Raw genomic sequence first — 17,171 nt, 5'->3', positions numbered from 1 at the left:
CGTGAAAGCAGCGTGAATTCGGGCGGCCGCTTGCTTAACGGTGTTCTCGGCTTGCGCCGTCGCATAACCTTGTCCTCCTACGCCCGAACAAGGCTAAAAACACGCCGAGCAAGTGGCGCGCGAAGTCCAAGGAATACCCGCTCCACAAACCGACGACGAGGCGAACCGTACACTAACCCGTCGCGCCACGGTGCGCCTTACGTACTCTCTCGGTTCTCCGCTCGACCTGTCTGTTCGTGGCGACAGCCTTCGCGCGTTCCTCGCAACGCTTGCGCAGATCCTCGAGTTCGTCCGCGGTTAAATGCTCGATTCCGACGAATGAATTCTGGACGGCGCCTGTTCGGATAAGTTCATCTAGCTTCACCTGGATGGCTGCGCTGTCCCGGTTCTGTGAGTTCTGGATCAGGAAGACCATCAGAAACGTCACGATGGTCGTTCCGGTATTGATGACCAGCTGCCAAGTGTCGGAGAATCGAAACAGAGGCCCTGTAACAGCCCAGATGACAATCACCGTGCAGGCCAGAATAAAGGCCGATGCACGGCCCGCCGCTTGCGATGCCCTGTTCGCAATCGACGCGAAAAGTCGACGTGGTCGCTCGCTTTCCTGATGGCGCTGCTGCATTCAGTCCTCCTATATCTGGAACGACTGGCCGTAAGCATCACTGGAGCGATGAGCGTCCCGCGGCGGCCGCTAAGGTTGGTCAAGGCCTCCCTTAGCGCTGTCCTGCCCCCAGCGTCTGAACCGGCGTTCGACCTTCTTACGGTTGCTCCCGACCTTCTTTGACCGGCTGCTTTCATTGGCCGGTCTTCACCGCTTCGAAGCGAACTTCGTGCGCTTCTTCTTTTCTCCGGCCAACGCGGCGGAATTCATCTAAGTTCCCGCCGATTCAATGGGTATCGACGGTGGTTGAGAGGTTCGCGTGAAATCGCGCACCTGCTGGCGACTGGACACACATGGCGGCTGGAGGTCGCCGTCCAGTCGCGTCAATCTGCCGCCTTCTGCTGCGGTCAGCACTTGGCCTGAAGCCGTGTCAGCCTATTGGACTTACCGTAGGGAACATGAAGCTTCCTTAGCCTGACGGTTCCGTCTGGGGCTGCGGTCAGGAACATTCCCAGTATCGTCTCGTTTCCAAACAGACCGCAAAGTCGGATTGCGCTTCGCGCCGCGTCGTAGCGCGCGATGGATTTCAAGTTTTGTTAATCCGAAAGTGCCGATCGAAGACACTGCGAGCAATGAATATCGGAGGAGATGCAGATGAGCATGAGAAAGAGTAGGTTCCTGCTGTCCACAGCAGTACTGCTCGCCGGCGTCAGCGTGGCGGCAGCGCAAGGCATGCGTGAAGGTGGCGGCGGCGGAATGAGTGCCGGCGGCGCCGCGGAGCACGACAAGTCCGGAGGCGGAACGTCGCAAGGTCCGGGCGGTGCATCGCGCGGTGAAGGCATGACGCAGGGCCGGGCCGCAGAGCCGCGCGGAGGCCGAGCGGAAAGCCCTGCGGCCGGTCAGTCACGCACCGAGCGTGACGAAGGTATGAGAGAGGGCGGGCGCGCTGCTGAGAGAGACCAGATCGGCAAGGATCAGCACGGTCAAGCGGCTGGTCCGTCACGCACCGAGCGTAGCGAAGGTACGAGGGAGGGTGGCCGCGCTGCGGAGAAAGGCCAGATCGGTAAGGATCAGCAGGGTCAAAAGGACCAAACCATCGGCCAGCGTCGTGGCGATCGCGACCAACCTCGTCAATCCGAGCAAAAGGCGCAAGACAAGGATCAGTCCTCGGGCAAGCAAAACAGTCAGGCCGTCGGACAGCGCGGCGAGCGCGAGCAGACGCGACAGTCCGAGCAAAAGGCGTCGCAGGGCCAGAAGGACCAAGGCCAGAAGGACCAGAGCACGACAGCCGGCGCCAACACCAGGCCGAGCAATGCCCCTACCCAGGGTCAGGCCGCGCAGGGTCAGATGACGCAGGGTCAGACCACGCAGCAGAACCAGGGCGCAACGACCGGCACCCAGGCCACTGCGCTAGCGCAAAACCAGACGACGACTACCCAGAGCATGTCGGGCCGCGTATCGGTAAATGCGCAGCAGCAGACAACGCTACAGCAGTCGGTACTCAACTCCCGCAATGTGGCGCGGATTAACGCCAGCTCGATCAACTTCCAGATCAATACGGGTGTGTTGGTGCCGAGCAATATCAATGTGGTGTCCGTCTCGGCCTTCCCGGCGCTGATCGACGTGTTCCCGGACTTCCGCGACGACAGCTTCTTCGTGGTCGACGACGAGATCGTGGTCCTCGATCGCAGTCGCCGGATTGTGGATGTTGTTCCGGCAGGGCCGCGGACGCGGTTCAGCCGCGCCGGCAGCGTGGGCGGTGGCGGTGTCAGCGGTGGCAGCGTCGCTGCGCTCAATCTGAGCCCCGAAGAAATCCGTGTCGTGCAGCAGGTGCTGATCGAGCGCGGATTGCTGACCGGTGAAGCGGATGGCGTGCTCGGTTCGCGGACGCGCGAGGCGTTGATGACCTTCCAGCGGCAGCAAGGCATCCAGGCCAGCGGTTCGATCGATACCAGCACGGTCTCGGCGCTCGGCGTATCCAACAAGATCAGTGCCACCCAGAGCCAAACCACGACTGGTCAGGGACAGGCGAGCCAGCAGCAGCCGGCGCAGCAGGGCACGACCGGACAGAACACCGGTCAGGCCAATGCTCCGGCCCAGCAGAACCAGCCGACAACTGGCCAAGCGCAGCAGAACCAGCCCGCGACAACCGGGCAGGCTCAGCAGAACCAACCGGCAACGACCGGGCAGGCCCAGCAGAACCAGCCGACAACGACCGGACAGGGCGGGACGCAACAGCCTTCCGGTCAGACGACCGGACAAGCGGCGCCTCCGGCCCAAGGTAACAATCAAGGCAACAATCCGCCGGCCGCCAACCAGAACATGCCGTCCGGGCAGCCCAACCAGAACAATCCTCCGGCATCGAGCCAGCCCGCCGACAATCAGGGCAAGAAGTATTGAGCACATCATGCTGAGCCCCGCTTCGGCGGGGCTCTTTTGCGCCGCGGTGCCGCGGAGCGTTGCAAATCCAGGCCGGTCAATCGCGTCCGTACGATCCACCGCGGCCGTAGCTGTCCGCGAAGGCGGCGAGAAGGCCGTCCGAGCGACGGCTCGCGTTCGACCGCCACGACTTCTCTGGCGGATGGTAAAATCGGCAAGCTCATTCGGCCCACGGCGACGTCGATCGGCGCCAATCTCTGGTCGATTCAGCAGAACCGGAACCGGGCGTGCCCCCCTCCTATGTGCGCATCCTCTACCGAGCCGGCCTTGGGAGCAAGCAAACGCCTCTCCTTTTTCAAAGGCTAAAGCTGCACCACGGCATTCCATTCGGGCGTCGTCGGCACACATGGGCTCGAACGCGGAGGCCTCTATTCAAAGGAACGGTTGCGCTTTGCCCTTCGTTTGTACGCCGGAGGACAAATGCCATGAACGTGCTGGATGAGGATACCAAATCGCTTTGGATGGAGACGTTCATCCCGGCGGCTTCGCGCTTTTCGGGTCAGGAACGTGCCGATGTCGGCGTGGTCGGCGCCGGCATCGCCGGTCTGTCGGTGGCCTATGAACTGGCGGCGCGCGGGCGCTCGGTCATCGTGCTCGACCGCGGCAGAATCGGCAGCGGAATGACGGCGCGCACCACCGCGCATTTGGCGACAGCCCTGGACGACGACTACAAGGAGTTGATCAGGGTCCGCGGTGAAGATTGCGCCCGGCTGTACTACGAGAGCGTCGCCGCCGCGATCGACCGCGCGCAGGCGATCCAGTCCGCCGAGGGAATTGACTGCGATTTCCGCCGCGTCGATGGCTACTGGGTGTTGGCGCCGGAGACGCTGCCATCGCATCTGGATGAGGAATTCGAAAGCTGCAGGAAGCTGGGAATCCCCGTCGAGCTCTGCAGCGATCCGACACCCATCCATCACGGCGGTCTTGCGCGCTCGCTTCGGTTCCCCCGGCAGGCCCGCTTTCATCCGACCAAATATCTTGCCGGATTGGCCAAAGCGCTGCATCGGCGCGGCGCCAGGCTTTACGGTGACACCTGCGTCGAGACGATCGAGCACGGCCGCGGAGAAATCGTTCTCAAGACGTCAGGCGGCGAGGTGCGGGTCACGGACGTCGTCGTGGCGACGAACTCGCCGGTCAATCTGCGCGTCGCGATCCATACCAAACAGGCGCCCTATCGCACCTATGTGATTGCGGTCAAGGTCCCGGCCGGTTCGCTGCCGGATGCGCTGTATTGGGATACGCTCGACCCCTATCATTATGTCCGCCTGCAGCCGAGTTCGGCAGACGAGGACATCGTGATCGTCGGCGGTGAAGACCATAAGTCCGGCGAGGCCGACGACGGTCAGGCGCGCTTTTCCGCACTTGAGCAGTGGACGCGCGCGCGGTTGCCGAACATCGGCGAGATCACCCATCGCTGGTCGGGGCAAGTGCTCGAACCCATGGACTTCACCGGCTTCGTCGGACGCAGCCCGGACGAAGAGCATGTCTTCCTCGTCAGCGGCGATTCCGGGCAAGGCATGACCAACGGCATGGTGGCGGGCCTGCTGATTGCGGATCTGATCACGGTCGGCGGCAATGGCTGGGAGGCCGTCTATTTGCCGGAGCGCAAGGTCTTCAAGAACATCACCACCTTCGTCAGCGAGAACATCACGCCGCTGAAGAACTTTGCGGAGTATCTCGGCGCCGATGCACTTGCCTCGGTAGAGCGGCTTCGCTTGGGCGAGGGCCGGCTGGTTCGCAGCGGATTGAAGAAGATTGCCGCCTGCCGCGACCGCCAGGGCGAATTGCACCTGCTGTCGGCAAGCTGCACTCATCTTGGTTGCGTTGTGCATTGGAACTCGCTGGAGCAGTGCTGGGATTGCCCCTGCCACGGGTCTCAATTCGCGCCGGACGGCACCGCGCTCAATGGGCCCGCCGTATCTCCGCTCGCGCCGGTGGAAATTTCGCCAAGTGTCCAGGCCGCGGAATAGCGACAGGTGACAGCCGCGGAGGAAGAGGCCTGCCACCGCAATGGGTAGCAAGGTTCGTTCCGAGCATTCGTTTGCATTGGGCGAGATCATGCGGCGGAAGGCTGGTTGTCGATGAAAAGCAGCGGAGCTGCGATCAGAGGTCTTTATGGAGCGAAGTTGATCGCTTGAGCCATGTTCAAAATTGCTAGAGTTTCACCAAGTCGCCTTAGAGGGCCAAGCTTTCCGGTCACTGTCCGGCCGACCAGAGCTGATGTCGTGGCCGCGCGCTTCATCGCCCGCAACACTGCGCCGGCTCCGGAGATGGTAGCCCGCGCCCTGACTTGGGGCGCCGACGAGAAGGTCCTTCTGGTCCTGGCGGCGGCTGGTTGGCTTGCGTCGCGCGGGCGAGGCGAGCCGCTGCGGCGCGCCGGCAACCATGCTCTCCTGGTCACGGTCTCGGCGTCGCTGCTGCCTCATGGTTTGAAGCTTCTGTTCGACCAGACCCGACCGGACCGCAGGACAGTGATCGGGCACCTCCACGGCGTCCCATTTTCCGGGAAAAGTGAGGACGCCTTTCCCTCCGGCCACGCGCTGCACATGGGAGCCTTGGCATCGGCGGCCGGCGCGATGCCAGCCGGCCCCCGTCGGGCGATCCGCACCGTTGCGGTCGGCATCTCGCCGACGCGCTTAGTCGTCCTGGCGCACTGGGCGAGCGATGTCGTCGCAGGTTTCGCGCTGGGAGCGGCTCTTGAACGGTTCCTGCGGCTGTGCACCGGCTACCCGCTCGACGCTTCAACGGAGAACGATCATGCCGACCCTTGAGGATCTAAAGGGGTATGCGGAACGCGCTACAGGTTTGCGGCGCCCCGGCAAGCGGAAAGCTATGGACCTTGTGCAAGCGCGAAAGCCTCACACTATTTGCTTCAAGGACGACGGTCTTGTTCCCAATCATCCGCGATGGCCACCGGTCATCTACCGCGGCGCCGTCGATCTCGATGAGCGCCACGACCCTGCCGCCGTTCTCGAAGATCTGTTCGAAGCGAACGGATGGGGCGATACCTGGCGCAACAGCATCTACGACTACGAGCATTACCACTCCCGGATCCACGAGGTGCTCGGCGTTGCGCGGCAAGGGGCCCGTCCGTTTCGGCGGTAAGAAGGGTAGAATATTCACGTTGAAGGCCGGCGACATCGTCATTCTGCCGGCCGGCACGGGTCACGAATGCCTATCAGCAGACGATGACTTCCTCGTCATCGGAGCCTACCCGCCGACGGGGACGTACGACGAGTGCACCTCGGTCGAGGACCGTCCGCGCGCCCTCAAGACCATTCCGAAGGTGCCGCCGCCGCGCAAGGATCCGGTCTACGGGACTGGCGGGCCGCTCGCGAAAATCTGGAGGAAAGTGAAATGACCGAGTACGTCATCCGCTTCCTCGCCGGAGGCGCCATTGTGTCGGCCTTCGCGATGCTGGGAGATCTTCTACGTCCCAAAAGCTTCGCCGGTCTGTTCGGAGCAGCACCCTCGGTCGCGCTCGCCACACTCGGAATCGCGGTGTACCAGCATGGGGCCGCTTACGCAGCCCTGCAAACGCAGGCGATGATTGCGGGAGCGATTGCGCTCGCCATCTACAGCGTCGTCGTTTGTCAAATCCTCGCTCGCGCGCGGCTGCGAGCATTGCTTGCCACTGTGCTATCCCTCGTCGTCTGGCTGATCGTCGCCTTCGGCGTACTGATGTTTGCCGGAGGGCAGACATGACGCCGATCCATTTTTCGCCGTCATCTCTCAAGGAAGGCCGCTGGTACGAATACCTGATCCGCTTCGCGCTCGGCGGCGCCGCGACCATCTTCGCTGGCCTCGTCAGCAGCCGCTATGGAGCCTCTATCGGCGGGCTTTTCCTCGCCCTTCCGGCGATCTTCTGCGCCAGCGCGACGCTGATCGAGAAGCATGAAATTCGCCGCAAGCGTGAGGCGGGCCTCGCCGGCGAGCGTCGCGGGCAAATGGCGGCCGCGGTCGATTCCGCCGGCGCCGCGCTCGGCGCGCTCGGCATGCTGGCCTTTGCGATGGTCTTTTCGTTAACGGCGGAAACCAGCATCGCAGCCGCCTTCATAGGTGCATCGCTTGCTTGGCGGGTCATCTCGATGATGGCCTGGTGCGTGCGGCGCAAGACGCGATCAGTGCGGAGAGGGCGGATGGAACAAAAAGGCAGCGGCTCCGCGATTGTGCGAAGCCGCTGAGGTCGATCCACGCTGCCATCAAGCCGCGCTCGACGCCTTCCTGTTCACGCCCTTGCGTAGCGCAACCGTATTGAGTTTGGTATTCGCCGCCTTCTCCTCGTTGAGGTTCGTGGTGAGAAAGCGCACGATGTCGTCGTGCCCGAGCTCCTCGGCCCAGGCTATGAGCGTGCCATAGCGGCAGATTTCATAGTGCTCGACGGCCTGTGCGGCCGCGACGAGGGCGGCATCGAGTACGGCTTTGTCCTCGATCTCGCCGGCAATCTCGTCGGCCTCCTTGATGATTCCGTCGATCGCTGGACAGTGCGTGCCGCCAGACTCCTTGCCGAGCTTCTCGAACACGTTCTGAAGCCGCTCGACCTGCTTGTTGGTCTCTTCGAGATGGCCTTTCAGCCCCGCGACGAGGTCTCGGTTGGTCGCCTTTTCGATCATCTTGGGTAGTGATTTGATGATCTGCTGCTCGGCGTAGTACATGTCCTGCAGACCGTGCATCAGCAGGTCTTCCATCGATTTTATGTCCTTCGTGAACATTCCCATATTTGAATCTCCTCTCCCAACGATGGCAATGGAACGCGGCTGACCGGCTGCCGTTCCTGTCCCTGCAGCGCATTCGGAGGATCGAAATGAACGGGAAGAACATTTCGTCAGCCTGCTGGAATGGGCGCGGTGGACGGGCGATATGCCGCGGGCATCCAGGAGGCGTTGTTCGAGACCGCGATGAAGGGGGCAGGGCAGGGAGCGTCAGGAGGTTTGCGCGCCTGCTTCTCTGTCTCCCAAGCGTGCACCGGTGAGACCGGTCTAGCCAGGCGAGGAACGGGATAACCCTAAGCGTCGTTGATACAAACCGCACGTTTACTTGCGGCTTGTCTAGGGCTCAAGATGGCTGACGAAACGATCAAGACCACCGGCATCGCCGCTCACGGCGCCTCCCGCCTCCCGTCAGTGGAGGTCGACAGCTTCAACATTGAGCTGAAGGATGAGGAGGGTTTTCTTGGGGATCGTGCCAGCAAGGGCGCTTTCCGGGATACTCTCGAAAAGTGGCGGAAGCCGCTGCGTAACACCGGCGAAGACCCGCTCGGCAAGGAGCTTTCCGAAAACATCAGTAAGAAGGAACTCGACGCCATCCTGGTCGGCGACGATACCGACGCTTGGGCGGTCGTGCAGAGCGCGATCGAGGACTTCGCACAGGAGCTCGCCCACGTGACGCGCCGCTTCCTCAAGACCAAGGCCTGGGAGAAGACTGAGCGCATCGTGGTGGGCGGCGGCTTTAGCAATAGCCGGCTCGGCGAACTCGCCATCGCGCGCGCCGAAATCATCCTGAAGGCCGAGAACTTCAAAATCGAGATGCTGCCGATCCATCAGCACCCGGACGATGCAGGCCTGATTGGCGCGCTGCATCTCGCTCCTTCCTGGATCTTCGAAGCTCATGATTCCATCCTTGCCGTCGACGTCGGCGGCACGAATATCCGCTGTGGCGTCGTCGAAACGCGTCGCAAGAAGGCGCCGGATCTCTCCAAGGCGTGCGTGTGGAAATCCGAGCTGTGGCGTCATGCCGACGGCGAACCGAGCCGAGAGGAAGCGATTAAGCGTCTCGTCAAAATGCTCAAGGACCTGACCACGAAGGCGGAGAACGAAGGCTTCAAGCTCGCGCCGTTCATCGGCATCGCGTGTCCTGGCGTCATCGAGAGCGACGGCTCGATCGCAAAGAGCGCGCAGAACCTGCCCGGCAACTGGGAGAGCACTAAATTTAATCTGCCGGCAGCTCTGGTCGAAGCCATCCCTCAGATCGGAGAACACGACACGACGATCGTCATGCATAACGACGGCGTGGTGCAGGGCCTGTCCGAGGTTCCGTTCATGAAGGACGTGAAACGCTGGGGCGTGCTGACGATCGGCACCGGCCTCGGTAACGCCCGCTTCACGAACCGCAACGGCAAGAACGGCAAGAGCGAACGCTGAGCCTAACCTTCTTTCGAGGCAGGCCGGCACAGCAAGAATATCCGGAAGGGAGGAACGTCGCGCCCCGCCAACTGTTTGCTCAATCATCGCGGAGCATAGGAGGAGCATCCATGCCTACGCAGATTGTTTTGAACCATAGCGGGGACACGCGGCACGAATTTGACGCGGCAGACCTGGAAGCATTGGCCGAGGCGGAGCAGCGCTTTAAGAAATTGACCGGCAAGGGATTCACGGCAGCAACGCGGACGAGGCCCGGCGAAGTCGCCGTAGTGCGGGCGTTCGATCCGACGGCCCAGGAGACGTTATTTTACCCGCGCCTCGTCGGCAGCTAGGTGAGCGCTGTGCCATGCTTCTGTTCGGAGCTCAACGCCGGGCGGGTTCGCGGCTGCAGACGCTCCGCGAACTCTATGCCAGCTTCATCGGAGAAAACTCGCCAGAGGCCCGCGGCCGCCATCTGCTGCGCGAGTGGCTGTCACCGGTACAACTCGCCCAGTTCGATGAACACCGGTACTTCGATGTGGTCGGCTGCGATACGGCTAAGCGCTACCACATCAACTATGGGACGGCTGCGAATATCCACGAGCTCGACGGGGCGGGAACGCCGAGGGTAGGTTGGTGCTTCGCGCCTTCAGCACGCCTTGTGCCCGGCGACGTGATGCTCGCGCAGAAGATCGCTCTAGAAACCAATGAGAATGCCGCGCTCTCGGTGGCGAACGAGTTTCCGCCGCGGATGGCGTTTAACCGATAACCGCAGGGAGAATGCCATGCTCGATTATCCGCGCCCGCCTTATCCCAGCCAACAGCAACCGATGCCCGGTTCGACCTCGGCGATGAAGCCACGTCCGGACCATGGCGAGGACAGCTACAAGGGATCGGGCCGTCTTGCAGGCAAGAAGGCCGTCATTACGGGAGGAGATAGCGGGATCGGGCGAGCGGTGGCAATTGCATATGCCCGCGAGGGAGCCGACGTGCTCATTTCTTATCTCGATGAGCATCAAGATGCCGAGGAGGTGAAGGCTCTCATCGAGAAGGCAGGCCGCAAGGCTGTCTTGTTTCCCGGAGACCTGCGAAAGCCAGATTACTGCCGCGCCGTCATCAAGCGTGCCGTCGATGAGCTCGGCGGGATCGATATCCTCGTCAACAATGCGGCCCATCAGGCCACGTTCAAGGATATCGCTGATATCAGCGATGACGAATGGCAGAGCACGTTCGAGGTCAACATCCATGCGATGTTCTATCTCTCCAAGGCTGCTGTTGCGCATATGAAATCGGGGTCCGCCATCATCAACACCGCCTCCGTGAATGCCGACATGCCAAATCCCATCCTGCTGGCCTATGCGACCACAAAGGGTGCGATCCAGAACTTCACGGGCGGACTTGCCCAGATGCTTGCCGAAAAGGACATACGCGTTAACGCCGTCGCGCCGGGCCCGATCTGGACGCCGCTGGTCCCGTCAACCATGCCGTCGGACACGGTAAAGAACTTCGGCAAGCAGGTGCCGATGAAACGCGCCGGGCAGCCGGCTGAGCTCGCAACCGCCTATGTCATGCTGGCCGATCCGCTCTCGAGCTATACGTCCGGTGCGACGCTCGCTGTAACAGGCGGGAAACCTTTCATCTGATCGCGAGAGCGACGAGACGGAAGCTTGGTGTGGCATAGCGCCCAGCGCGCACACCACTGCTAGTGGCCGCGGATCTCGTCCTGCTTGTTCGTTCTTCTTAGGTTTGTCGGTCGCGGATAGCGAACCCCGGCATTGAAACCCGCAACCTTCACGGACTGGTAGCTGCTCACCACGAAATCCTGGCCGGCAGTTTTTGAGCGCCGAGCTTTGGGCTTCATCTCCGATCGATTGCTGGCTAACGCCAGAACAATGCAAGCAGCAGGATCACCGGAAGCGGAATGCCCAGCAGCCACAATAAAGCGCCTCTGCCAAGTGTCATGGCGCTATCCTCCTGTTGTTTCCCGGAAAACCAAGTCCAGAAGCCGCCCGAAGTTCCTGCAACAGGAACGGACGATTCAACCGCGCGTTGGAACCAGAGCATAAGCTACTGGAGGAGTTCGCCATGGCTACACGCACCGTTCCCAATGTGTTTTTTGGTTGGACATGGTCAGCCGTACTGGCCGGCGTGTTCACTTCGTTGGTTGTCCAGATCCTGCTGACCATGCTGGGGTTTGGCATCGGTCTGCTCGCGATCGACATTCCCACTGCTGCATCGGCGCCTGCTGGCGCAGGCTGGGCCGCATTCGTGTGGTGGGCGGTCTCAGGGATCATCGCCGCATTTCTGGGTGGCGCCGTTGCGGCAGCCAATTCGCCGGATCAGACCGCCCTCGGTCGAGTCGGGCATGCGATGGCCGCCTGGGCGGTCGCAACCGTCGTGGTGGTCGGTGCGGCGGCGATGTTGCCGGCTTCGGCGACCAGCATCGCCAGCAACCTCGTCGGCCCGTCATATTCCGCCAGCACGCGCATCGCGTACTGGTCGAACAATACGGGACGGGAAACCGTCGGCGCGACAACGAGAGCTGCAACGCCCGCTCAAATTGATGCAGCCCGGACGCACTTCGCATATGCAATGTTTGCAAGCTTCTGCGCCCTTCTTCTTGGCGCGGGAGCGGCCTACGCCGCCGGAATGGCGACCACGGCCCAGGCTGTCAAGGAAGCGGCCCGACCTGTGACATGACGGGTCCTAAATGGCCGAGGTTTGGTGCAGAGCTCCGTGCACTGTTGATAACGTGTCCGTATCGTGAGTTCCGCCTTGGGATGGGAGCGGCGGTTTGGTGTCGGCGAAATCCTCCTACCGCCCAACCGATGTATCTCGGATTCTTTCCGTCCTATTTCCCGTACGTAGTACCAGCCATCGCGCATCTGGGGGCGACCGAAGCCACTGGAGCCAATGAAGTGCATCCGGCATTTGGCCTGCACAAACGGGGAGGCTAGAACCCAAGAGCATATGGCTCAAGCGAATGAGGACGAGATACGAACCTACGCCCATCAGCTCTGGGAAAAGGCCGGGCGGCCTGAAGGCTGCGACAAGGAATTTTGGGAATTGGCCCGACAAGAGTAGCGAAATCAGAACAAATCTTCTCGGATGCGCACCCCCGATAGCCTCTAGGAGCAAGAATAGCCCAATCTGCGCATTTGCTGGGTTCGTGAAAACGATCCGCAGCTAGCTTGGACCCAGGACCCAATGGGCGTCAGTACGGCGCGGGATGCCATAGTTGTCGGCAGGAGGAGGCTCACGATGTAACGGCTGAGCCCAATGAGGCTTAGCGACGCGAACCGCGCCGATTGTAGGGTGAACGGTTGACGGGCTTCACGGAAATCCCTTCGCGCTGCGCCTTGCTGCGGATAGCCGCGACGGGACGTTGAAGTTTGACACTCATGACTCCGGTCGGCGTGTTGCCCTTCGCGAGCTGCTTGAGCATTTTTACATCTGCGGTCGACCACGGTTCACGCGTACGACGCTTGTATTATGAGGGATTTGCCTTGCGCGGGCCCTTCTTGCCGATCGGCGAGCCGGGTCGCTTCCATGATGCTCTTGCCATTAAAGTCCTCCTGTAGGTCATTCTTGAACGAAGGAATCAGCAATTCGGTTCCGATGAACAGGAACGGCAAGATCGGCGGCAAGTCGTTGATCAGTGTCAACGGAGGTGTCAGTGCGCGTCCGACTAGCATCGATATGTCTTGTGCTGTCCGGTGGCTTGGCGATAGCACAGCCTGTCGGGCCGGCGGACGACCTTGGCGCGCCGAGCGGGCGTTCGGCACCCGAAGACAAGGGTCAATTGCAGCCGCAGGGCTGGACCGGGCCTACCAACACCGGTTCAGGTGGTGCGCCTCCGGAAAGTCCCCAAGGGCAAAGCCCGCCACGGATGCAGCCGGCGCCGGACGGATCGACAAAAACCACGGTCGAGCCTCATGGGGCTATTGCGCGTCGGCGTGGGTAACGCCGGCGCGGCGTGGAGGGAGGAACAAACGATTCACGTTGCCGTTTCAAAGGCCAGACAACGCAGCGACTGCAGCCCATGACGAACCTGAGCAAGCTCCCGACGTGGGCCGACGAGAACAACATCTACGCCGTGATCGAAACGCCCCGTGGAAGCACCTGCAAATTGGAGTTCGATCCGGAGCTGAAGGTGTTCACGCTTGCGAAGCCCCTAATGGTGGGGCTCACCTATCCGTATGATTGGGGCTTCATTCCCTCGACACAAGCCGAAGACGGCGACCCGTTGGACGTCCTCATCATCCACGCATCCCAGACGTATCCGGGCGTTGTGCTCCGATGCCGGCCGATCGGAATCCTCGAAATCCTCCAGAAGCGGAAAGGCAAGGAGGAGCGCAACGATCGCATCTTCGTTGCGCCAGAGCGCTCGCCGTTAGAGAGCAATCTTGAAGACATCAGGGATCTGCCGTCTCGGGCCGTCGAGGAGCTCGAACAGTTCTTCCGCGCGACGAACGCGCTCGAAGACAAGGAGCTTAAATTCCTAGGGTGGCGCGGCCCTGGAGCCGCCATCAAGGCCATCAGGCGGCTATCAATTGCGATGGGTGGCTAGAGCGTCCACCAAAAGGATCCGTCGGCCGTTCCAATCTGCTTGCCATGGGGCCGATTTGTAGATCCCAGAACCCCTAGCAACTCATGCGTCCGAGGCGTCATCCTGCATGCTCTTCCTCACGTGAGAACATGCCGTCAGTTCGACGGCCCGCCCGTCACGATCCTTGACGAGTACGATTGATTCATCCAATCGGAAACGACCCGTAGACGTTTGCTTGGGCGCGACCGGCAGATCATGTGACAAACCGCGCATTCCCGCGGCTCGCAAAAGGCCATGTGAGAAAATCAATGTTTGAGCCGTGTTCCTGCCGTGTTGCAACAAATTCTTCTGGCACGTAAGGCAGATACGCCGATCGCAGCCGAGGAACAAAAGGGAACATCCGACCGTAATTAGGGGGTGAGCTGAGTAGAACCGAAACCGAGCCTTTGAGATATGCCGGGTACATCCCGCCTGTGGACTTTGCCTGGAAGCCACATCGCGAGCTCTCTCTTGCCTGCGGTGGTCGCGAGCAATCTCTTCATCGGTCTGGCCCTTGTGGCATTGCTCTATTTCGGGCGTGAGCTCTTCGTGCCGGTTGTCGTTGCGTTGCTGTTGAGCTTCGTGCTCGCTCCGGTCGTTCGGCTTTTTCGTCGCTTTTATGCCGGCCGTGTGGGCTCAGTTCTTGCCGCAGTGGCGCTTGCATTTCTGCTGATTTTCGGGCTCAGCGCCATTATGACCCAGCAGGTCGCACAACTCGCCGAGAACCTGCCCCGCTATCAGCTGACGATCAGCGATAAGATTCATTCGGTCCAAGACGTCGCGCTCAGTCCGGGAATCTTCAATCGGCTAAAGGATATGCTCGGAGATCTGCGGCAGGAAATGTCCAAGCCGCAGGGGCAAGGACGAAAGAATGCTCCTGGACCCGCCCAGACTTCTGCAGGAGAACCCGAGGCTAAGCCACTGCCGGTGGAAATCCAACAGCCGCCGCCTAAACCGTTCGATGTCGTGCAAACAATCGTCGGGCCGCTGTTGGCGCCTCTGGCGACGACGGGCATTGTTATCGTTTTCGTGATTTTTATGCTGCTTTTTCGCGAAGATCTGCGGGGCCGTTTTGTCCGGCTCGCAGGCGCAGAGGATTTGGGGCGCACGTCTGAAGCAATCGACGATGCCGGTCGACGGCTGAGCCGGTATTTCCTGACGCAAACCTGCATCAACGCAACGTTTGGGATTGTCATCGGGATCAGTCTTGCGGTGATCGGCATTCCCAACCCAGTGTTGTGGGGCATCTTCGCGGCTCTAATGCGCTTCATTCCTTATATCGGCGCATTCATCGCTGCCGCAGTCCCTGCGGCGCTTGCCATCGCGGTTGATCCGGGTTGGTCCATGTTCTTATGGACGTTGGCATTGTTCGTGATCGTAGAACCAATCCTGAGCCAAATTGTGGAACCCATGCTGTATGGCCACAACACAGGGCTCTCGCCGGTAGCTGTGGTGGTGGCTGCAGCCTTCTGGACCTGGTTATGGGGACCAATTGGACTTCTGCTTTCGACACCCCTGACGGTGTGCCTGGTCGTATTGGGGCGTCACGTCGAGCGATTGGAGTTCTTGGATGTGATCCTAGGTGACCAGCCGGCGCTCACGCCAGAACAGAATTTCTTTCAACGTATGCTGGCCGGTGATCCCGACGAGGCCGCGGACCAGGCCGAGAAGTTTATGAAGGAAAAATCCCTCTGCGCCTTTTACGATGAGATTGCGATCCCTGGGTTACTGCTGGCGCGGTCTGACGCGCGACGCGGCGCTCTGGACCTGGAGCGCCTGCAACGGATTAAGGAAACTGTCGAGGGCGTTATCGACGATCTTTCCGATCACGATGACTGCGCACCACCTGTCATGAGCCACGAGGGCCTCCATGATTCCAACACACTTGAAATCGAGGTGATCGAAACTCCCGATCTATCGCCGCCCGTTGTACCGACTGGAACGTCAAGACCCGATTGGCGAAACGGAAAGCCTGTATTGTGCATCGGCGCGCAAGATCCTCTTGATGAAGCGACGGCGAACATCATCGCGCAGCTTCTCGCAAAACATGGCATCGGCGCCCGCGTCGAGCCTTCGACGGCTGCCTCGGCTTCCAACATCTTTGGGCTTGATACAGCCAACATCGGGATGGTGTGCGTATCTTGCCTTGGAAGCGGAAGTCCGGTGCATCTCCGCTTCCTTCTTCGGCGTCTGCGTCGCAAAATGCCACACGCCACGCTGCTTGTCGGCCTATGGGGGTCGACCAAAGATTCGGAGAATGAAGAGAGCCTGGATCACGAACCGATCGGCGCGGATTTCTATGCGAAGTCCCTCCGCAAGGCGGTAGAGCTTTGCATCGAAGCGGCACACCGCTCGACCGCCGCACCCGAAGGAGAAACAAAACGCACTGAAGCGCACCGGTCTCGAGCACCGCGATCTGCTGGTAGGAGAAGGGGGCGCAACTGAGGACGCCTCCGCCTGCTAGCAGTGTGGGACGGTCAGATCGGAGAGCAAAAATGCGCTTATGCTGCTCCAGATGGCCGTTATCCTGACTTTCGGCGCCGGCCGGGAACTGCGCCGCCGACGTACGAAGGCGGCAACATAGAGCGAATAGATTCATGTTCTGGGCTGGCCCCGCGGTGACGCCGACCCTGCGAGCAGTCCACCATCGATGGTCAACTCGCCGCCGGTCATGTAGGGCGCTTCATCGGACGCGAGCATCACGGCGAGTGCGGCGACCTCGTCTAGCCGGCCGAAACGTTTCAAGGGCGTGTCAGCGACCAGGGCGGTCATGCGCGCCTCGCGGTCCGGGCCGATTCCCGGCGTTGTCTTCCACATTGTCGTGAGGATCGCGGCGGGGTGGATCGAGTTGCAACGGATTTTCCAACCCCGTTGCGCAAAATAGAGCGCCACTGTCTTCGTGTGGTTGCGCACCGCAGCTTTGGACGAGGCGTACGCGGCCGCCAGCGGAATGCCCACCAGACCGGAACGCGAGGAAATGTTGATAATAGACCCCGTTCCGCGTGCTTTCATCGCGCGGATGGGCATAGTGGCAACCCAGAAATGTCCCGTCAAGATTGACCTGATGAACCTCGCGCCAGGCGTCCAGGGTCGCGTGCTCCGGATCGTGCGCAATTGTGCCGGCTTCGAACCCCGCGACACCGGCATTGTTGACCACCACATCGGCCTCTGGAATCTCACGCGCGAGTGCCTCCCAATCAGCTTCGCGTCGAACGTCGAGGCCGATGAAGCGGCAGCCCGTGCTTGCGGCCATGGACGCACCCCCGGCCGCATCCTTATCGGTCGCAACGACGGTTGCACCTTCCGCACGGAATGCCTCAGCGATAGCGCGGCCAATGCCTCGCGCGGCGCCCGTGACGATACAAGCCTTGTTGTCCAGCCGTTGCATGGCGATCTGCGGGCTCCAAGTTATCGCCGTACCGCC

19 protein-coding genes and 1 pseudogene are annotated in these 17,171 nt (G+C 61.2%); 15 read left to right on the top strand and 5 right to left on the bottom strand.

Translation table 11 applies throughout. From position 1 onward, the window contains the following. Positions 1–172: 172 nt before the first annotated feature. Positions 173–622 (bottom strand): low affinity iron permease family protein, encoded by a 450-nt coding sequence (locus FXB38_RS23840; RefSeq protein WP_148753404.1) that lies wholly within the window; start codon positions 620–622, stop codon positions 173–175. A 633-nt stretch (positions 623–1,255) separates the two neighbouring features. On the opposite strand from FXB38_RS23840, the gene FXB38_RS23835 reads away from it, so the two are divergent. The 7 genes from FXB38_RS23835 (at position 1,256) to FXB38_RS23810 (ending at position 7,224) form a co-directional block, all read left to right on the top strand. Beyond that, positions 1,256–3,001 (top strand): peptidoglycan-binding protein, encoded by a 1,746-nt coding sequence (locus tag FXB38_RS23835; protein WP_246230077.1) that lies wholly within the window; start codon positions 1,256–1,258, stop codon positions 2,999–3,001. A gap of 464 nt (positions 3,002–3,465) precedes the next feature. Beyond that, positions 3,466–5,010: an FAD-dependent oxidoreductase gene (locus tag FXB38_RS23830; RefSeq protein ID WP_187435097.1), complete on the top strand. Its 1,545-nt coding sequence runs from the start codon at positions 3,466–3,468 to the stop codon at positions 5,008–5,010. Between the two features lie 171 nt (positions 5,011–5,181). Beyond that, positions 5,182–5,811 (top strand): phosphatase PAP2 family protein, encoded by a 630-nt coding sequence (locus tag FXB38_RS23825; RefSeq protein ID WP_148753402.1) that lies wholly within the window; start codon positions 5,182–5,184, stop codon positions 5,809–5,811. Beyond that, on the top strand, positions 5,798–6,145 hold the full coding sequence (locus FXB38_RS44885; protein ID WP_347340239.1) for a hypothetical protein: 348 nt from the start codon (positions 5,798–5,800) through the stop codon (positions 6,143–6,145). The genes FXB38_RS23825 and FXB38_RS44885 overlap by 14 nt, the downstream gene beginning before the upstream one ends. Positions 6,146–6,164: 19 nt before the next feature. After that, the gene (locus tag FXB38_RS44880) at positions 6,165–6,401 is read left to right on the top strand and encodes a hypothetical protein (RefSeq protein ID WP_347340238.1); all 237 of its coding nucleotides are present in this window, start codon (positions 6,165–6,167) and stop codon (positions 6,399–6,401) included. Beyond that, positions 6,398–6,745: a DUF3147 family protein gene (locus FXB38_RS23815; protein WP_187435096.1), complete on the top strand. Its 348-nt coding sequence runs from the start codon at positions 6,398–6,400 to the stop codon at positions 6,743–6,745. Before FXB38_RS44880 ends, FXB38_RS23815 begins: the two co-directional genes overlap by 4 nt. Then, positions 6,742–7,224 carry a DUF3147 family protein gene (locus tag FXB38_RS23810; RefSeq protein WP_148753400.1) on the top strand — a complete coding sequence of 161 codons (483 nt, stop codon included), beginning with the start codon at positions 6,742–6,744 and terminating at the stop codon, positions 7,222–7,224. The genes FXB38_RS23815 and FXB38_RS23810 overlap by 4 nt, the downstream gene beginning before the upstream one ends. Positions 7,225–7,242: 18 nt before the next feature. Here the strand turns inward: FXB38_RS23810 and FXB38_RS23805 are convergent, their stop codons facing one another. Beyond that, positions 7,243–7,758, bottom strand: a complete 516-nt coding sequence (locus FXB38_RS23805; RefSeq protein WP_148753399.1) for a YciE/YciF ferroxidase family protein — start codon at positions 7,756–7,758, stop codon at positions 7,243–7,245. Between the two features lie 342 nt (positions 7,759–8,100). Between FXB38_RS23805 and FXB38_RS23800 the strand changes: the two genes are divergently transcribed. The 6 genes from FXB38_RS23800 (at position 8,101) to FXB38_RS44635 (ending at position 12,243) form a co-directional block, all read left to right on the top strand. Continuing rightward, positions 8,101–9,180 (top strand): ROK family protein, encoded by a 1,080-nt coding sequence (locus FXB38_RS23800; RefSeq protein WP_148753398.1) that lies wholly within the window; start codon positions 8,101–8,103, stop codon positions 9,178–9,180. A 110-nt stretch (positions 9,181–9,290) separates the two neighbouring features. Next, complete coding sequence (locus tag FXB38_RS23795; protein ID WP_148753397.1) at positions 9,291–9,512, top strand: hypothetical protein; 222 nt, start codon at positions 9,291–9,293, stop codon at positions 9,510–9,512. Between the two features lie 14 nt (positions 9,513–9,526). Further along, positions 9,527–9,928 (top strand): hypothetical protein, encoded by a 402-nt coding sequence (locus FXB38_RS23790; RefSeq protein ID WP_148753396.1) that lies wholly within the window; start codon positions 9,527–9,529, stop codon positions 9,926–9,928. A gap of 16 nt (positions 9,929–9,944) precedes the next feature. Continuing rightward, positions 9,945–10,802, top strand: a complete 858-nt coding sequence (locus FXB38_RS23785) for an SDR family oxidoreductase (protein ID WP_148753395.1) — start codon at positions 9,945–9,947, stop codon at positions 10,800–10,802. Between the two features lie 442 nt (positions 10,803–11,244). Further along, entirely contained in the window at positions 11,245–11,859 is a 615-nt protein-coding gene (locus FXB38_RS23775; protein WP_148753393.1) for a hypothetical protein, read from the top strand. Positions 11,860–12,072: 213 nt separating this feature from the next. Next, a complete protein-coding gene (locus FXB38_RS44635) occupies positions 12,073–12,243 on the top strand; it encodes a DUF2934 domain-containing protein (protein ID WP_347340237.1) in 171 nt (56 codons plus the stop codon). 202 nt (positions 12,244–12,445) lie between these two features. Here FXB38_RS44635 and FXB38_RS43945 read toward each other — a convergent pair whose 3' ends face one another. Together FXB38_RS43945 and FXB38_RS42975 are read right to left on the bottom strand one after the other, a co-directional pair. After that, positions 12,446–12,604, bottom strand: coding sequence for a hypothetical protein (locus tag FXB38_RS43945; protein ID WP_246230075.1), 159 nt, complete (start codon positions 12,602–12,604; stop codon positions 12,446–12,448). Between the two features lie 25 nt (positions 12,605–12,629). Continuing rightward, positions 12,630–12,824, bottom strand: a complete 195-nt coding sequence (locus FXB38_RS42975) for a hypothetical protein (protein ID WP_187435104.1) — start codon at positions 12,822–12,824, stop codon at positions 12,630–12,632. 377 nt (positions 12,825–13,201) lie between these two features. Here FXB38_RS42975 and FXB38_RS23760 point away from each other — a divergent pair, with 377 nt between their 5' ends. Both FXB38_RS23760 and FXB38_RS23755 read left to right on the top strand, forming a co-directional pair. Beyond that, the gene (locus tag FXB38_RS23760; protein WP_148753391.1) at positions 13,202–13,729 is read left to right on the top strand and encodes an inorganic diphosphatase; all 528 of its coding nucleotides are present in this window, start codon (positions 13,202–13,204) and stop codon (positions 13,727–13,729) included. Between the two features lie 498 nt (positions 13,730–14,227). Then, positions 14,228–16,192: an AI-2E family transporter gene (locus tag FXB38_RS23755; protein ID WP_246230079.1), complete on the top strand. Its 1,965-nt coding sequence runs from the start codon at positions 14,228–14,230 to the stop codon at positions 16,190–16,192. Positions 16,193–16,342: 150 nt separating this feature from the next. On the opposite strand, the pseudogene FXB38_RS23750 reads toward FXB38_RS23755, so the two are convergent. Further along, a pseudogene (locus FXB38_RS23750) lies at positions 16,343–17,135 on the bottom strand (SDR family NAD(P)-dependent oxidoreductase). Positions 17,136–17,171 lie beyond the last annotated feature (36 nt).

The organism is Bradyrhizobium cytisi (assembly GCF_008123515.1).
Classification (GTDB): Bacteria; Pseudomonadota; Alphaproteobacteria; order Rhizobiales; family Xanthobacteraceae; genus Bradyrhizobium; species Bradyrhizobium cytisi.
The sequence above is the reverse complement of the archived record's forward strand: the minus strand, read 5'-3'. Positions and strand labels throughout refer to the sequence as shown.

Bases quoted from the DNA above. Each gene is read 5' to 3' on its own strand.
- FXB38_RS23840 (WP_148753404.1), bottom strand. From the start codon at position 622: ATGCAGCAGCGCCATCAGGAAAGCGAGCGACCACGTCGACTTTTCGCG.
- FXB38_RS23835 (WP_246230077.1), top strand. From the start codon at position 1,256: ATGAGCATGAGAAAGAGTAGGTTCCTGCTGTCCACAGCAGTACTGCTC.
- FXB38_RS23830 (WP_187435097.1), top strand. From the start codon at position 3,466: ATGAACGTGCTGGATGAGGATACCAAATCGCTTTGGATGGAGACGTTC.
- FXB38_RS23825 (WP_148753402.1), top strand. From the start codon at position 5,182: ATGTTCAAAATTGCTAGAGTTTCACCAAGTCGCCTTAGAGGGCCAAGC.
- FXB38_RS44885 (WP_347340239.1), top strand. From the start codon at position 5,798: ATGCCGACCCTTGAGGATCTAAAGGGGTATGCGGAACGCGCTACAGGT.
- FXB38_RS23815 (WP_187435096.1), top strand. From the start codon at position 6,398: ATGACCGAGTACGTCATCCGCTTCCTCGCCGGAGGCGCCATTGTGTCG.
- FXB38_RS23810 (WP_148753400.1), top strand. From the start codon at position 6,742: ATGACGCCGATCCATTTTTCGCCGTCATCTCTCAAGGAAGGCCGCTGG.
- FXB38_RS23805 (WP_148753399.1), bottom strand. From the start codon at position 7,758: ATGGGAATGTTCACGAAGGACATAAAATCGATGGAAGACCTGCTGATG.
- FXB38_RS23800 (WP_148753398.1), top strand. From the start codon at position 8,101: ATGGCTGACGAAACGATCAAGACCACCGGCATCGCCGCTCACGGCGCC.
- FXB38_RS23795 (WP_148753397.1), top strand. From the start codon at position 9,291: ATGCCTACGCAGATTGTTTTGAACCATAGCGGGGACACGCGGCACGAA.
- FXB38_RS23790 (WP_148753396.1), top strand. From the start codon at position 9,527: ATGCTTCTGTTCGGAGCTCAACGCCGGGCGGGTTCGCGGCTGCAGACG.
- FXB38_RS23785 (WP_148753395.1), top strand. From the start codon at position 9,945: ATGCTCGATTATCCGCGCCCGCCTTATCCCAGCCAACAGCAACCGATG.
- FXB38_RS23775 (WP_148753393.1), top strand. From the start codon at position 11,245: ATGGCTACACGCACCGTTCCCAATGTGTTTTTTGGTTGGACATGGTCA.
- FXB38_RS44635 (WP_347340237.1), top strand. From the start codon at position 12,073: ATGAAGTGCATCCGGCATTTGGCCTGCACAAACGGGGAGGCTAGAACC.
- FXB38_RS43945 (WP_246230075.1), bottom strand. From the start codon at position 12,604: ATGCTCAAGCAGCTCGCGAAGGGCAACACGCCGACCGGAGTCATGAGT.
- FXB38_RS23760 (WP_148753391.1), top strand. From the start codon at position 13,202: ATGACGAACCTGAGCAAGCTCCCGACGTGGGCCGACGAGAACAACATC.